Source organism: Stenotrophomonas maltophilia (assembly GCF_900186865.1).
GTDB classification, from domain to species: Bacteria; Pseudomonadota; Gammaproteobacteria; order Xanthomonadales; family Xanthomonadaceae; genus Stenotrophomonas; species Stenotrophomonas maltophilia.
The window spans coordinates 1,550,228-1,567,250 of record NZ_LT906480.1; the positions used below are offsets into that span (position 1 = coordinate 1,550,228).

General features: G+C 64.3%; 4 protein-coding genes and 1 pseudogene. 4 read left to right on the plus strand and 1 reads right to left on the minus strand.

Translation table 11 applies throughout. The annotated features are described in order from the left end of the window. Nucleotides 1-62: 62 nt before the first annotated feature. Complete coding sequence (locus tag CKW06_RS07515; protein ID WP_024958506.1) at nucleotides 63-455, minus strand: barstar family protein; 393 nt, start codon at nucleotides 453-455, stop codon at nucleotides 63-65. 364 nt (nucleotides 456-819) lie between these two features. On the opposite strand from CKW06_RS07515, the pseudogene CKW06_RS07520 reads away from it, so the two are divergent. The 4 genes and pseudogenes from CKW06_RS07520 (at nucleotide 820) to CKW06_RS07540 (ending at nucleotide 16,879) form a co-directional block, all read left to right on the plus strand. Then, a pseudogene (locus CKW06_RS07520) lies at nucleotides 820-2,497 on the plus strand (ShlB/FhaC/HecB family hemolysin secretion/activation protein). A gap of 21 nt (nucleotides 2,498-2,518) precedes the next feature. Continuing rightward, the gene (locus CKW06_RS07525; RefSeq protein ID WP_024958505.1) at nucleotides 2,519-14,812 is read left to right on the plus strand and encodes a hemagglutinin repeat-containing protein; all 12,294 of its coding nucleotides are present in this window, start codon (nucleotides 2,519-2,521) and stop codon (nucleotides 14,810-14,812) included. A gap of 483 nt (nucleotides 14,813-15,295) precedes the next feature. Beyond that, on the plus strand, nucleotides 15,296-15,739 hold the full coding sequence (locus CKW06_RS07535) for a hypothetical protein (protein WP_157740192.1): 444 nt from the start codon (nucleotides 15,296-15,298) through the stop codon (nucleotides 15,737-15,739). A gap of 567 nt (nucleotides 15,740-16,306) precedes the next feature. Continuing rightward, nucleotides 16,307-16,879 (plus strand): hypothetical protein, encoded by a 573-nt coding sequence (locus tag CKW06_RS07540; protein WP_143568566.1) that lies wholly within the window; start codon nucleotides 16,307-16,309, stop codon nucleotides 16,877-16,879. Nucleotides 16,880-17,023 lie beyond the last annotated feature (144 nt).

Genomic DNA, 17,023 nt, shown 5'->3' on the forward strand with positions numbered 1-17,023 from the left:
TAACTGCTGGGGCCGGTGGGCGCCGCTGCGGTTGGTGGGCATTGCCCGTGCGGGGCACACAGTCAGGCCGGAACCAGGGTGATCTGCCGGTGGCTTGCGAAGATCTCCATTACGATCTCGAAGTAGGTCTGGCCCAGGCCTCGTTGCAGGGCGTCCAGCTGGAGCGCAATGGTCCGCGTATTGAAGGTGCCCGGGGCTTCCAGCTTGGACTGGAGCCACTGACATGTGGTAGTTCGTCCCAGTGCGGCGCGGCTGTGCTCGATATCACCCCAGATCACCGTGGCCCGGTCGTGGCCGGCCAACACCCCATAGCCGCCATGCAGCAGGTCATCCAGGGCGTCCAGGCTTGGCCCGAGCTGCCAGTTCTCGCCGGCCATGAACACGCGGTTGATCTCCGCGTACAGGCTGGGGATGTCATTGATGGCGGCGCCTTCAATCTGTAGGACGATGGTCATGCGGCGACTGTAGCGTCAGCAGGCGAAAGCTGGCGTGCTGTAGGACCAGGGTTCGCACCATGGCCCGAACGCGCAGCGTCCCGGGCGTTTGCGGTGTGTTGCCCCGCAGTCGACTGAATTTGCAATCTTTCCTATAGAAGTTTCTGAGGCGGCCGATACCCTTTGCGCCTTTCTGCGCTTCGCGTAGCGGCGTGCTGTCGCCTGTGCGTCGGCAGACCCGAATCAAGCCGGCACGTCGATGCATTGTCCTTTTCCGGACAGAGCGCCTGACGGCCTGCATCAATATCAGGAAAACACTGTGCGGTCAGGGAAGAAGCAGGCACGACAGGCGTGCCGTGGTGGTGGGTGGGTGGTGTTGCTTGGCATGACCTTCGGTGTTGCCGCCCAGCAGACCGGTGATCCAGCCGCGCAGGAACTGCTGAGGCAAAAGGAACGCGAACGCGTGCTGCGCGAGCAGCAGGAACAACGCCCCGACGTCCGCCTGGAGCAGAACGCGCAGAAGGAGGGCGACCGCCTGCCGGCGCAGGAGCGCCCCTGCGTGCGCATCGATCGCATCGTGCTGGAAGGCGAGGACAGCCAGCGCTTCGGCTGGGCACTGGCGGCTGCCGACCCGGTCGACGATCCGGCCACAGGCCGTTGCCTGGGGACCGAAGGCATCAACGTGGTGATGAAGCGCGTGCAGAACGCGATCATCGCCCGCGGCTATGTCACCACGCGGGTGCTGTCGGCACCGCAGGACCTCAACCAGGGCACGCTGACGTTGTCGGTGGTGCCAGGCCGGTTCCGCGAGGCCGTGTTCTCCGACCCGCAGGGACGGCATCCGGCCCTCGCCAATGCACTGCCGATCCGCAGCGGCGGCCTGCTCAACCTGCGCGACATCGAGCAAGGGGCTGGAGAACCTGCAGCGCGTGCCCACCGTCAGCGCCGACATCAAGATCGCGCCGGCCGACGGCGAGGGCGCGGCGCCAGGCCAGAGCGACCTGCAGATCGACTGGACGCAGCGCTCACCGGTGCGCGCCAGCGTCACCCTGGACGATGCCGGCAGCCGCGGCACCGGCAAGCTGCAGGCCAATGCCACGCTGTCATTGGACAATCCGCTGGGCCTGAACGAGCTGTTCTACATCAGCGCCGGCCGTGGCGTGTTCAATGGCCGAGGCAAGGACACCAACAGCTGGACCGCGCACTACGACGTGCCCTACGGGTATTGGCTGTTCGGTGCCACCGCCAGCGCTTTCGACTACAGCCAGAACGTGGTGGGTGCCTTTGAAAGCTATGACTACAGCGGCCGCAGCCAAAACGCCGAAGCGCGGGTAGACCGGCTGTTGCTGCGCAATGCCAAGGTCAAGTTCAGCGCCTACGCGCGCGGCTGGCAGCGAGAGTCGAAGAACTACATCGACGATACCGAGATCGAAGTACAGCGCCGCCGCACCGCGGGCTGGGAACTGGGCCTGACCCACAAGCAGTTCATCGGCAACGCCACGCTCGATGCCAGCGTGGCCTACCGGCGTGGCACGGGGGCCTTCCACGCCTTGCGCTCGCCAGAAGAGATGGCGCAGCAGTGGGATCCGACGCTGCCGCTGGAAGGGACCTCGCGGATGAAGCTGATCACCGCCGACGCGCAGTTCAGCGTGCCGTTCCAGCTGGGCAGGCAGCGCCTGCGCTACACCGCCGCATGGCGGGCGCAGTGGAACCGCACGCCGCTCTCGCCACAGGACCGCTTCGCCATCGGCGGCCGCTATACCGTGCGCGGTTTCGATGGTGAAAGCTCGCTCAGCGGTGAGCGCGGCTGGTCGCTGCGCAACGATCTTTCGCTGGGCATCGGCGGTGGCCAGGAGTTCTACGTCGCCGCCGACTACGGCCGCATCGGCGGCCCATCCGCGCAGTGGCAGTCCGGCCGTGACCTGGCGGGCATGGCGCTGGGCCTGCGCGGCGGCTGGCAGCAGCTTTCCTGGGATGGCTTCGTCGGTTCGGCACTGCACAAGCCCGCCCATTTCCCCACCGACTACACCACATTCGGCTTCAGCCTGGCCTGGCGCTACTGATCTGCCACAAGGACACGTGACATGAACACTATCTATCGTCTGGTTTTCAACCGCGCGCTGCGCGTCTGGCAGGTGGCGTCGGAGCTGGTGAAGGGTGGCGGTGGCCTGGTCGGCCATGTGCCGGGCCGGCAGAGCGCCGCGCTGTCGCCGCTGGGCTTCGCACTGATGTGCTCACTGGGCTGGGTCAGCATGGTAACCCCTGCACTGGCGCAGTCCGATGCGCGCATCATTTCCGATCCCAATGCGCCGGGCCGTGAACGGCCGACGATGGTGACGGCCCCCAATGGTGTGCCGATGGTGAACATCACCACGCCGTCGGCGGCGGGTGTGTCGCGCAACCGCTATTCGCAGTTCGATGTCGGACGCGAGGGCGTCATCCTCAACAACGCCCGCGGCCAGGTGCAGACGCAGCTGGGGGGCTGGGTGCAGGGCAATCCGTGGCTTGCCACCGGCAGTGCGCGGGTCATCCTCAATGAAGTGAACGGTCCGGCCAGCCGGCTCAACGGCTACGTGGAAGTGGCCGGGCAGCGCGCCGAGGTGATCATCGCCAACCCGGCCGGCATCCAGGTCAACGGCGGCGGCTTCCTCAACGCCAGCCGCGTGACCCTGACCACCGGCACGCCGATGTTCACGGGTGCTGGGGCACTGGAGGGCTACCGCGTCACCGGTGGTGCGATCCAGATCGATGGAGAGGGTCTGGACACCAGCCGCGCTGACTACACCGACCTGATCACCCGGTCACTGAAGGTCAACGCCGGCATCTGGGCCAACCAGTTGCAGGCCACGCTGGGCAACACCGTGGTCAATGCCGACCACAGCCAGGCCAGCCTGATCCCGGCCAACGGCGAGGCACCGACCTTCGCGCTGGACGTGGGCGCTCTCGGCGGCATGTTCGCCAACAAGATCTGGCTGGTCGGCAACGAGCACGGTGTGGGCGTGCGCAATGCCGGCAGCATCGGCGCGCAGGTCGGTGAGCTGGTGGTGACGGTGGACGGCCGCCTGGAAAACACCGGCGCACTGCAGTCGCTGCAGAACGTGCGCTTGCAGGTGCACGGTGATCTTGCAAATGCCGGCACCATCGCCGCCACGCGCGAGGTTGCGATCACCACCGGCGGCACGCTGGACAACAGCGGCGGCAAGCTCAACGCACAGCGCCTGCAGGTCGAGGCGCAGGGCCTGCGCAACCATGGCGGCACCATTGAACAGACTGGTGTGCAGGCGCTGGCGCTCAAGGCCGAAGCGGCCCGCAACCGCAGCAACGGTCTGCTGGGTGCGCTGGATGCCGTCGCGTCCGGTGGCAACGGCGGTGGCCCAGGGGGCGGCACGTCGCCGGGCAGCGGCGGAGGAACGCCGGGAACCGGCGGCGGCTCGACCGGCACGCCGACCTCGCCAGTGGTACCGATGGCCGAGGGCCTGATCGCCATCGCCGGCATGCTGGACAATGACGGCGGCAGCATCGCCAATGGTGGTGCGGTATCGCTCGTCGCACGTGCCGGACTCGACAACAGCGGCGGTCGCCTGGGAGTGAGCGCGCTGCAGGCTGGGGGCGAGCTGCGCAATGATGGCGGCACGCTGCAGGTGCATGGCGATGCCGCGTTGCATGTGGGCCTGTTGTCGAACCAGAAGGGTGCGCTGAGCGTAGCCGGCGGCCTGCGGCTGGATGCGCAGTCGCTCGACAACCGCGGGGGTGAACTGCGGCACGCCGGCAAGGCGGCATCGTCGTGGACGGTGCAGGGTCTGTTCAACAATGACGGCGGCCTGCTGGCCACCAACGCCGCGCAGTTGGCGCTGCAAGCAGGCCAGGTCGGCAATGCCGATGGCCGCATTGAACATGCCGGTGAGGGTGGCCTCACGCTGGACACGGGTGACTGGGCTGGTCCCGGTGGACGGCTGAGCACGGTGGGGCGCCTGCACTGGACGACTGGCAGCGCCGACCTGCGCAACGGTGCGCTCAGTGCGGCGGGATTCGACATCGTGGCTGGCATGCTGGACAACCGCGGCGGCAGCCTGCTGTCGCTCGGAACCGGTGCCAGTTCGGTGAAGGCGTCGAACCTGGACAACGGCGCAGGTGGCACGTTGGCCGGCAACGGCGACCTGATAGTGGCCGCGACCACGCTGGACAACAGCAAGGGCCTGGTGCAGCAGGCTGGCACTGGGAGCTTGAACGTGCAGGCCGATACGCTGCATGGCAGCGAGGGGCGCCTGCTCAGCAACGGTGCACTGGTGCTGTCCGGCGGCGAGCTGGATGTGAGCGGCGGTACGACGTCGGCGCAGAGTGTGCAGATCCACGCCGATGTGCTGCGCAACCGCCAGGGCCAGATCGTCTCGCAGGGTATCTCGGAGCTGGCACTGGACGTGCGCGAGGCGCTCGACAACCAGGGCGGCCAGATCGTCGGCAACGGCGGCCTGCGCATCGACGCCGGTCGCATCGACAACCAGAAGGGCACGCTGCAGTCGGCCGGAACGCAGGGCGTGGCGCTGACGGTGCGCGACACGCTGGATAACAGCGGCGGCGGCATCTCCGGCAATGGCCAGGTGCAGCTGCAGGTTGGCAGCCTGGTCAACCAGGGCGGCAAGGTGCTGGCGGCAGGCAGCGGCGCGCTGCAGGTGCAGGCCCGAGAGCGCTTGGACAACAGCAACGGCGGCCGCCTGGCCGGTACCGGTGATCTGCGGCTGCAGGCGGCAAGCCTGGACAACCGCAGCGGTGCAATCGAACACGCCGGCGACGGTACGTTGCAGATCCGCGCCGACAGCCTGCAGGGTGCGGGCGGCCGCGTCCTCAGCCAGTCGGCGCTGGAACTTGAGGGCGGCGACCTGCTGCTGGGGGCCGGCAGCACTACCCAGGCAGAGCGCATTGCCATCGATGCGCAGCGCTTGGACAACACCGGCGGCAACCTCAGCGCGACCGGCAACGACGCGCTGCGGCTGCACGTGGCGCAGGGCGTGGACAACAGTGGCGGCACGATCGCCGGCAACGGGGCACTGGATGTGCAGGCCGGTGAACTGATCAACCGCACGGGCACGCTCAGCGGCGCCGGAACGGCCGACAGCACGTTGCAGATCGTCGGTGCGCTGGACAATCACGAAGGCACGATCGCCAGCAACGCCAACCGCCTGACGATCGCCGCCGCACGGCTGGACAACAGTGGCGGCAGTATCCGCCAGGCCGGCAACCAGGGCCTGGACATCACCACCGGCCGCCTGGACGGCAGCAAGGGCACGCTGGTCTCCTCGGCCACACTGACCTTGCGCGCCGACGACATGGATCATCGTGACGCGACGCTGGGCGCCGATCGCCTCGACCTGGAGGCCACCACGCTCGACAACGCCGGTGGCCGCATTATTGCCAGCGGCGAAGGCGCCAGTCGCGTCAAGGCGACGGCGCTGGGCAATGCCGGTGGCACGCTGGCCAGCAATGGCGACCTGACCCTGCTGGCCCGGACGCTGGACAACAGTGCAGGCAGGATCCAGCACGCCGGCAGTGGCCAGCTGCAGGTCTCGGCGCAGGCCCTGCTGGGCAAGGGCGGCAGCATGCTCAGCAACGGCAGCTTCGTGCTGGATGGCGCCTCGCTCGATCTGAGTGGAGCGACCACCTCGGCGCGTCGCGTCGCCATCAGCGCCGGCACCCTGACCACCGCCGGTGGCACGCTCACCGCAACCGGTGAAGATGCGCTGCGCCTGCGCGTACAGGGTATGCTGGACAATCGCGGCGGTTCACTCGCCAGCAATGGCGCGCTGGATGTCATCGCGCAGCAGCTGAACAATGCGCAGGGCACGCTGCAGGGCGCAGGCACCGGGCACTCCACGCTGGCGATCGGCCAGGCGCTGGACAACCAGAAGGGCCGGATCCTGCTCGGCGGTGCCGGCACAGTCACCGCGGCCAGCCTTGGTAACCAGGGTGGCACAGTGCACGCGGGCGGCAGCACGCTGGTGCTGGGCGTTGACGGTCGTCTCGACAATGGCGAACAGGGCCTGCTGTCCAGCACCGGCACGGTGACCCTGGACGCCGGCAGTCTCGACAACCGCCACGGCGCCCTGGTCGCTGGCAAGGACCTGACGGTGACCACGGCGGCAGGCGTGGACAACAGCGACGGCGCGATGCAGGCCGCCGAACGGCTGCAGCTGCAGGGTAACGGCCTGGACAACCAGCGGGGCACGCTGCTGGGTGGCCAGCTGGACATCGATACCCGCGGCCAGCGGCTGGACAACCGCGCCGGCACGCTGGGTACACAGAAGGGCGCGCTGAGTGTGCGCAGTGGCGTTCTGGACAACCAGGGCGGTCGCGTGCAGTCGGCGGCCGACCTGACCATCAACACGGCTGGGCAGGACATCGACAACCGTTTCACGGCCGGCAGCGGTGGGCTGCTGGCGGCCGGGAAGCTGCAGCTGGAAGGCGGTGTGCTGGACAACCGTGGCGGCGCAGTCAATGCACAAGGCGATGCGCGTTTGCTGCTGGCCCGCGTCGACAACAGTGCCGGTGGAACACTTGCCAGCGCTGCGGATCTTTCGCTGCAGGCGGCGAGCCTGGCCAATGCCGGTGGTCGCGTGCAGGCCGGACGCAACCTCGACCTGACCCTGGACGGGCACCTGGACAACGCCGCCGGCGCGATCGCGGCCGGCCAGCGGTTGACCCTCACGGCCGCCAGCGTGGACAACCGCAACACCCGTGGCGGCGACGGCACGCGTGGGCTGCAGGCGGGCCAGCTGCAGTTCGGTGCACAGTGGCTGGACAACAGCCAGGGCCAGGTCGTCACCGATGGCAGTGCGCGGCTGCAGATCAACGGCCAGCTGCAGAACACCGGCGGCATGATCAGCACCGGCGGCAACCTGGACAGCCAGGCGGACAACGTCGCCAACAGCGGTGGCCTGCTGCGCGCTGATGGCAGCCAGACCCTGGTGGCACGTGTGCTCAGCGAAGACGGCCAAGTGCATGCGCAGCGTGACCTCGGCCTTACCCTGCAGCAGGGCATGCGCCATCGTGGCGAATGGATCGCCAACGGCACGCTGTCGCTGAACCTGTCCGGCGACCTCGACAACCAGGGTGTCGTGCGCGGTGGCAACCTCGACCTCAACGCCCAGAACATCACCAACGCAGCCTCGGGTGAGATCTCCAGCCAGGGTACGACCCACCTCAATGCCCGTGGCCAGCTGACCAACCGCGGCCTGATCGATGGCGCGCTGACGCACCTGGAGGCCGGCGAGATCGACAATCTCGGCACCGGGCGCATCTACGGTGACCACGTGGCGATCTCCACCAGCGTGCTGAAGAACCGCGCCGAAGAGGCCGGTGGTGCCACCCGCGTCGGCACCGTGGCCGCACGCGAGCGGCTGGACCTGGGTGTGCGCGAACTGCAGAACACCGGCAAGGGCCTGATCTACAGCGGCGGTGATGCGGCCATCGGTGGCGCGCTCGGCGCCGACCGGATCGCCAGCGGCATTGCCGGGCGGATCGACAACATCAGCTCGGTCATCGATGTGAGTGGCAACCTGTCCATCGATGCGCAGGTGGTCAACAACATCCGCGAGAATGTGGCGATCGCCCCGACCCAGGTCAAGACCATCGACACTACCGTCAACATGATGGTGGCGGCATGGCAGAAGAACTCGAAGAACACCGCAGGCACGGTCAGCGATACCAGCAATTACAAGGCCTGGGAGTTCTATTACATCGCGCCGGAAGACGTGCTGCAGGACGAGCCCTACATCGCTCCGGACGGCACCCGCCTGGGCAAGGCGGTGGTTCGCCTGACCGCGAACACCTCGCGCTTCTTCTTCGGCTCTGGTGGATTGGGCTATGACGTGCGCGGTGAGCGCTGGCGCATGGATCCGGTCACCGGTACCGTCACGATCTATTACGTGAGCAAGGGTACCGCCGCCAATCCGGACCAGGTGCCGGGCGGCGATCCGTTCGACGTGCTGAAGTCGAAGGAGAAGTTCACCTACCAGAACGACCGCCTGACGTTCTCCAGCGCCTACGGTACCTGCAGCACTACCTGCATCCAGTTCATCACCCCGGCGTCGTTGAGCAATCCCGATGCGACCATCGTCGGTCGCCGCCAGCACACGCAGGAACACGGCCTCAATGAAGAAAAGCGCGTTGCTCACCACGTGGCCCATGAGGACCAGCTGCAGCCCGGTGCCGGTGCCGATGCGGTGATCCGTTCCGGCGGCAACATGCGCCTGTCGGTGGACGAGCTGAACAACCGCTACGCGCAGATTGCTGCGGGCGGCAATCTGCAGATCGTCGGTCACGGCGCCGACAGCCGTGTCAGTAACGTCGGTCTCGAATTGTTCCGCACGCATACCTTCAACAACACCTCCATCGCCTACGACGGCACCCGAACGCAATGGACCGCCGAGCCCATCTCCGAAAAGATCGGCCAGCTGGGGGGCCAGATTACCGCCAACGGCACGTTGAGCATCGATGTCGGTGACCTGAGCAACCTCAACCAGGGGCGCAACGCACCGAACGTGCAGAACGGTTCGGCCATGGCCAACCTCAACGTGCAGAGGCCCAAGGCGCTGCCGGATGGGTCGGGCCATGGCAGTGCGCAGGGGCCCGGCCAGTCCACCGGCACCGGTGCCGAACGCGCGCTGGCACAGGCGGCCGATGCCGCCGGTACCCAGCAGGGCGGCAACGTCGGCGGCGTGAGCGGCAACACCGGCACGTCCGGGCCGCGCGTAGTCGCGGCCAGTGGCGGATCGCCGGATCGCATCGCGATGGGCGCACCGGACACGCGCGCGCCGAGCGCCAGCCTGTTCAACGTCAATCCCAACGGTGGTCACTACCTGGTCGAGACCGATCCGCGCTTTACCGACCACAAGACCTGGCTGAGCTCGGACCACCTGCTGGGCCAGATGGGCTACTCGCCCGATACCGTGCAGAAGCGGCTGGGTGATGGGTACTACGAGCAGAAGATGGTGCGTGAGCAGATCGGCCAGTTGACCGGTCGCCGCTTCCTCGACGGCTACGCCAGTGACGAGGCGCAGTACCGTGCTCTGCTGGAGGCCGGTGCCACGGTCGCCAGCGAATGGGGCCTGCGGCCCGGCGTGGCGCTGACCGAAGCGCAGATGGCACAGCTGACCAGCGACATCGTCTGGCTGGTCGAGCAGACCGTCACCCTGGCCGATGGCAGCACCACCACCGCGCTGGTGCCGCAGGTCTACCTGCGCCTGCGCCCGGGCGATCTGGACGGGCAGGGTGCACTGCTGGCCGGCGCCAATGTCGACATCAAGCTGGGCAATGGCCTGGTCAACACCGGCAACATCGCCGGCCGCAAGCTGGTGACCATCGATGCAGGCAACATCGAGCACCTTGGCGGCAGCATTTCCGGCCAGTATGTCGGGCTGTCGTCGGACAAGGACATCCGCGTTGCCGGTGCCGCCGTGACGGCCACCGATGCGCTGTCGGTCAAGGCCGCGGGCAATGTCACGGTGGCCTCCACGGTGGAGACACAGCGGGGCGGTGGCACCTACCAGTACGAGACCAACCGCATTGATCGGGTTGCCGGATTGTATGTGACCAACCCAAGTGGTGATGGTGCATTGTCAGTCGCGGCGGGTGGCGACATCAGCTTGAAGGCGGCGCAGATCCACAACGCCGGAAAGGAGGGCATCACCCAGCTTGTGGCCGGCGGCAACATCGAGCTCGGAGCGCTGACGCTGGATCAGCGCCAGGATGCGACTTTCGATGATCGAAACCATCAGCGCGGCAGCCAGACCACCCACGCCGTGTCGTCGGTGCAGGGCGGCGGTGACGTGGTGCTTTCGGCAGGAAAGGACATCACGCTGGCCGGGGCCCAGGTTAAGGCCGACGGTGGCATGGCGCTGCGGGCCGGCGGGGACATCAACAGCCTGGCGTTGGTGGACAGCAGTAGTTTCGACAGCGCCGTAGCCAGCAAGCGTAGTTCGCGGCAGGTCACCCGGTCCGACGAGACCGTGCGTGGAAGTCAGTTGCAGGCAAGTGACAACGTTTTGCTCACCGCAGGCCGCGACGTCAATCTGAACGCCACCCAGGTCGCCAGCTCGGATGGCACGCTCAGCGTGGCGGCCGGTCGCGACCTCAACCTGCTTTCGGCCAACGAAACGCATGACTTCAGCCTGGACAGCTACGACAAGAAAAAGAAAACCCTGTCGAGCACCACCACCACCCGCCACGCCGAGAGCAACGACAGCTACGCCATTGGCACCGGCTTGATGGGCGAGAGCGTGAGCGTCACCGCCGGCCGCGATCTGACCACCGTAGGCGCGGTGGTTGACGCCACCGGCACAGTGGTCCTCGGTGCGGGCAACAATGTGCTGATCACTTCTGCGGAGGACCATCACAGCAGCGAGTCCAGCGAGAGCAGGAAGAAGTCCGGCTTCACCGGTGGCTTCTCCAATGGAACCGCTTCGATCGGCTACGGCAGCTCGAAGAACAGCAGCAGTTCTGCCGAGCAGTCGACCACCCAGGTCGGCTCGGCCATCGCCTCACGCGAAGGCAGCGTGCTGATCAACGCAGGCAACCAGCTGACGATCGCCGCGTCCGACGTGGCAGCAGGCAAGGACCTAACCCTGGTCGGCAAGGACATCAACCTGATTGCCCGCCAGGACACGGTGGACACCCAGGCCAGCCAGTCGAGCAAGTCCAGCGGGTTCTCGGTGGGCGTCACCTATGACCCGGCCAAGGCGTACCGCACCGCACGCGACAACGCCACCGAAGGCATGGCCGACAGCGGCACGATGATGGGCCGGATCACGCGTACCGCTGAAGGTGTCGCGGCCGGCGTGTCGGCGGCAGTGCTGCCGGCGATCACGGCCGGCAGCCAGCGCTCCAACAGCAACCAGAGCCACTCCACCAGTGACGCGCGGGTCAGCAACCTCAATGCAGGCGGCAATCTCTCGCTGATTGCCAACGGCGGCTCGATCACCAGCCAGGGTGCGCAGATGACGGCCGAGGGCAATGCTGTCCTGCTGGCCACCAAGGACATCGTGTTCGATGTCGCGCACAACACCGAGCGCAGTGACAGCGACAGCCGTGGCAAGGGCTGGGGTATCGCCACCAACTCCGCCGGTCTGCCGTTTGGCACCAACAATTCGCGCGGCGAGGGCGCCGGCCAGAGCGACACCATCACCGGCACACAGCTGTCGGTGGGTGGTGGTGTACGCATGGCCACCACCGAGGGCGATATCCACCTGACCGCCGCCAACATCGCGGCGGAAAAGGACGTCAGCATCCGCGCTGCGGGCGACCTGACGATCCGTAGCGGGCAGGACACGGTCAGCAATGCCAACCGCTCGGACAGCAAGGCGATCGGCACCGTGCAGATCGCCGATACCGAGAAGTTCTCCGGCTGGCATCGCGAGCAGCATCGCGATGACAGCGCGCAGGTTTCGCAGGTGGCCAGCACCGTTGGCAGTCTCGGCGGCAACGTCAATCTCACCGCCGGTGGCAAGTACACGCAGAGCGCCAGCAATGTGGTGGCGGCCAAGGACGTGAACATCACTGCCGCCGAGATCGAGCTGCTGACCGCTGACGAAAGCGGTCACTACTCGCAGAGCGACAAGGACTTGAAGATCGGTGCCTTCGCGCGGGTGAAATCGCCGTTGATCGATCTGCTCAACAACGTCGACGCCGCCCGCAAGTCCGACGACCGCCTGCAGAAGATGCAGGGGCTTGCTGCTGGTGCCAATGCCTATCAGGCTGCCAGTGCCATCTCCAGCATGGCCGGCAAGGGCGGAGGCGGGGCACTGCTCAGTGCCGAGGCCGGCGTTGGCTTCAAGACCTCCAGCAGCAGTGCCGATGGCAGCAGCCAGGTCTCGCGCGGCTCCACCATCCAGGGGGGCGGCAACGTCAACCTGACCAGCACCCAGGGCGACATCCACGTGGTGCAGGGCAATCTGAGCGCGGGCAACACGCTCAGTCTGGATTCGGCCGGTGACATCCTGCTGGAAGCGGGCAAGGCGCATGTGGCCGACCGCAGCAAGAGCAGCAATGCCGGCGCCGAAGTCGGCGTGGGCGTTGCAGTGGGCGCGCAGACCGGCGTGTACGTTTACGCCGAAGCCAGCGTCGGCAGCAGCAAGTCCAACGCCGAGAGCAGCACCTGGCAGAACACCACGCTGACCGGCAAGAACATCTCGATGAAGGCCGAGGGCGATACCACTCTCCGTGGCGCGACCGCCACCGCCGACCGCATCGACGTGAAGACCGGTGGCACGCTGACCGTCGAATCGCTGCAGGACATCGCCGAGAGCATGTCCAAGAACAGCCAGGTGGGTGGCCGCGTGCAGGTGTCGTTCGGCACCGCGTGGAATGCCGACGGCTACGCCAGCGGAGGCAAGGCCAACGGTAGCTATCAGGGCGTTGGCCAGCAGAGCGGCCTGTTTGCCGGCAATGGCGGTTACCACGTCGATGCCGGCCAGGTGAACCTGGTGGGCGGCGCGATCGCCAGCACGAATGCGGGCAACAGTGAACTGACTGCTGATTCGCTGACCTTCACCGACCTGCAGAACCATATGGACTACAAGGCCACGTCGGGGAGCATCAGTGGGGGCTTCGGCAACGGGGGCAAGGGACCGGCCGGCAAGGGCGTGGGGGCCGGCGAGCAGCTGAAGGGCATCGGCACGAGCATCGTGACGGGCAAGTTGGAGGGGCCGACGGGTGTCTCAATGGGGGGCGGGCTGCCCATGCATGAGAGCGGCAGCGACAGCTCCAGCACGCGTGCGACGCTGACCGAGGGCAACATCACCATTGGCGGCAGGAAGACCACGGCGGCCGAGCTGGGTGTCAACACCGATGCAGCCGCTGCACACCGTGCACTGGACACGATGCCTGATGCCAACAAGTTGCTGGCCGATCAACAGGCGATGGCGAACGCAGCCAGCACGGTGCTTGCCACCAGCAAGCAGGTCGCCGTGGATGTGCAGGCCTATCAGAGCAACAAGGCAACCCAGGCGTACTACGACGGCCTGTCAACGGAACAGAAGAAGGCGTTCAACGCGCTGAGTGCGGAACAACGCGATGCGGTGCTGACGGCAAACAGCCCAGCCTACGAAAATGCCAAGAAGTGGGGCACGGGCGGCGATTACAACCGTGCATTGAACGCGGTGACGACCGCGCTTGTGGGAGGCGTAGCGGGGCAAGGTGCCGGTCAGGTCGCCTCCAATGCACTGGCGCCATATGCCGCCTACTTCATCGGCAGCACACTTGACCCGAACCATGGCAGTGACCCGAACGCGACGCTGCAATTGCTGTCGCATGCGGTGCTGGGTGCGCTGCTAGCCGAAGCCAATGGTGGCAATGCGGGGACCGGTGCCGTTTCGGCGGCAGGCGGCGAGTTGGCTGCGAAGGTGCTGACCAATACGTTGACCGGGGGAGATCCTTCCAGGCTGAGCCAGGAACAGAAGGAGATGGTGCTGGCGCTGTCGCAGGCGGTGGGTGCACTGGCGGGTGGCTTGTCAGGGCAGGATCTGGCTGGGATCGCGTTGAATGCAGGGATCGCCAAGAATTCGGTTGAGAACAACTTCCTTGCCGAGGATCAGGCTCGAGTAATGAAGCAGCAACTCGACGAGTGCGGCAGCGACACGTCATGCCAGAAGATGGTGCGTGACGTTGCCAAGCAACTGTCAGAGCGAATGGACTATGAGCTGCTCTCGGTTTGTACAGCGAACTCGGCGAGCCCTGCGTGTCAGGCGTTTGTGAATGCGGCCGTTTCCTACAAGTATGGCTCGTGGCCCGGAGAGCTTGGGCTGTTCGATGATCTTGGCCGCAGCAGCGAGGCGCTTTCTTCGTTTGCCCACTCCATGAATGGACGTGCCTATCGTGAGCTGATATTTGAGAACGGGGGGATCCAGCCGGTCTATATCCTGCCTCAGGAACACACTGTAGCTGCACTGGCGGAGTGGACCGGAAATCTTGACAGGACGATCGATCAGTACGGCCTCTTCTCGAAGGAATCGTCAGCTGAGCTGGGGCTTGGACTTGCGAAGGTACTGCTTCGAAAATATGGCGCTGTTACCATAATCGAAGGGAGCGGAGGCTTCGGGAAGGGGGCGAAGGCGGGCAGTTCCGAAGCACTGCCGCGAGCGACGTCTGGGCCAGTCTATGCAACGAATAAGGAAGCGACTGCTGCTGCCACGGCTTTGGGCTTTAGGCGTGTAAAGGAGACTGCTCACGATGGTGAGCTTGTCTTTACTAATGGAAAGATATTTATTTCAAGGGATGTGGATGGCCATAATGGTGGTGCTTGGAAGGCAGCGAAATCGGTGAAGGCGCTAGGTAGCCGGGATACCCGGCTTGGTACGTTTGATTCCAGTTTGAAAAGGATAGGGGGGTGAACTTTGAGTGGGTCTTCTTGGGTAGTTCGTGGTAAGACGATCAAGGACTTAATTGAGGAGCTTATGACTTTTGAGGATCAAGGCATGTATGTAGAGATTTCAGTTGATGGTGGTGATACCGTTCGGCCGATAAGCTTGGTTGGGAAAGATGGAGGGAAGTGTGTGCTGTTCTATTTCGGTGATGACGCTTAGTGCTAGGTATTTCCTTGGTCTTTCTTTCTGGGCTGATTCTTAAGAGTCATTGCCTCTGACTAGTCTGCCACCTCGACGCTTCTCAGAAAATGGTCTGTTGATCTGTGCTTCCGTCGCGCGTCGACGCATCGGGCGGACCGGAGGCGTCTGTTAAAAGCGGTGTCGAATCGTGACAATGGTCCATGGTGGCAATCTGCCCATGAACAGCACTCGCCTTCTGGTTTCCGAACTGCTGGCACTCGGCCCGATTGCTTTGCTATCGGGCGGGGGGGGGGCGATCCGTATGTACAGGTGTCGCCCGGCACCGCGCGGAATGCCGACGGTCACACCAGTGCAAGCAAGGCCGACGGCAGCTATATGTTTATAGCAGGAAGTGATGATGAAACGTTGGGGTTATGGGGATTACGTGAGTCTGTAAGCTCTGATGTAGAGGAGGGTATGGATAAGTTGGGTTATGATTTTGGTCAGGCTATTCTATTTGCACATTCTTCTCTAGAGTTGAAGTTGGAGAATTTTCCCGAGGAAGATATTTTTGCGCTAACTGCGCTTCTTGCTTGCATATTGGATAGGGGGGGGGCTTTGTTGCTTTATGAAGCTGAGGATGAGATTCCATTTCAGTTTGCAAGAAGTTGTGCGGACGACAGCGTCGGGAATGCCTCTCAGGCGCTGAGTGGAGCCGAGCTCGTAGATTTCTTGCGCGACTTGGGGCGAGTAAAGGCGGTGCTGAGTGCATGAGTGGGGTGGTGTTGTTTCGCACGCCTGGAGTTTGGCTTTCCTCGAGATTTATTCGTTATCTTTTGAGTGAAATGTGGGTGTGGAAATAAATGGTATGGTTTGGGGTTTGGTGTCCAATCAGGAGTCGGTCTTGTCTGCCGCCTTCTGGCTGAAATGAGTTCGCTATTGAGCTAGATGTCTAGGCGGTATTTTTTCCATTTGCGATGGGGGCGATCGAAAGTTGTTGTTGGCAGAGGTATGGGAAGATGTCCAGTCCGTAGTCGTTACGCAACCTGGGGTGAGGCTAACTCAGTCGGGTGCCTTGCATCTGTTTGCAGAGGTTGCAATGGATAATTCTGCATTCATGGGGTGGTTCATCCCGGGGAGCGGAGCCAGTCCTTGAATTCTCGCGAGTTCGTTGATCGGGCTTGGGCAAACCTTGGGTATATGGACAGGGACAAATCCCGTGACCGGCCTCGAGGTGGTCGGTGTCGACGCATTCGATGCAGGATTCATGACCGTGGTCGGCATCGCGACTGCTGCGTATGCTGGCGGCAGCGCTGCTGCACGAGCAGCAGAAAGAATGTGTTGAAGGAAGTAGCAGAGCTGGCTACAGAGCGTGGCGGACCCAAAGCATCCCGGACGTCGCGGAAGGAAGTGCGGACAAGAGCCAGTTCAGAAGAGGGCGGCGTGATGAGTATGAGCGATATGAGAGGTTTCGGGGAAGTTTCCGTTCAGGCTGCATATGTGTTGATGTGCGCTTTCCTGCAGAAGTATGTAGAGAGGGGGGGCGGGAAGGATACTCTCGTTGATCTATTATCTTCGGCGGGCTCATTTTTGTGGGCGAATGGCTTGCCTAACGACCCGGTAATGTGGGATGACTGGCGCGACGCATATGCAGAGGCCACCACCGCTGGGAGTGCTCTTAATTCTGAATTTTGTAGAGCGCAAGTAAATCTATCGGATGGACACTTGGCGTTGCTGGATGCATTCTCGGTGATGATGGTATTCCTCGAAGGGATTCTTGATCGATCTGGTGAGGATCTCCAGCTGTTCGAAGTTGTTGGACGCCTCATGTCGCCTCTAAGTGATTCCGGTTGTCTGAATGATTCCTCTGTCTGGGTTGAGTGGGTGGGGTCGGTTGGAAAGGTCAGGGCGTAGGGTTTTGGGCGATGTAAGGGTGAGCTTTATGTAATTCAGCGGCCAAATGGCTTGATAATTCGCCTGCGAGCGTTTTCATCATCTGCGGGAAAAACTGGCGCAAAATGGACGGTGGATGTTGTTCATCCATCAATTAATAATGGC

What these genes read in the sequence shown, in the direction of transcription:
- CKW06_RS07515 (WP_024958506.1), bottom strand. Translation starts at nt 455, where the DNA reads ATGACCATCGTCCTACAGATTGAAGGCGCCGCCATCAATGACATCCCC.
- CKW06_RS07525 (WP_024958505.1), top strand. Translation starts at nt 2,519, where the DNA reads ATGAACACTATCTATCGTCTGGTTTTCAACCGCGCGCTGCGCGTCTGG.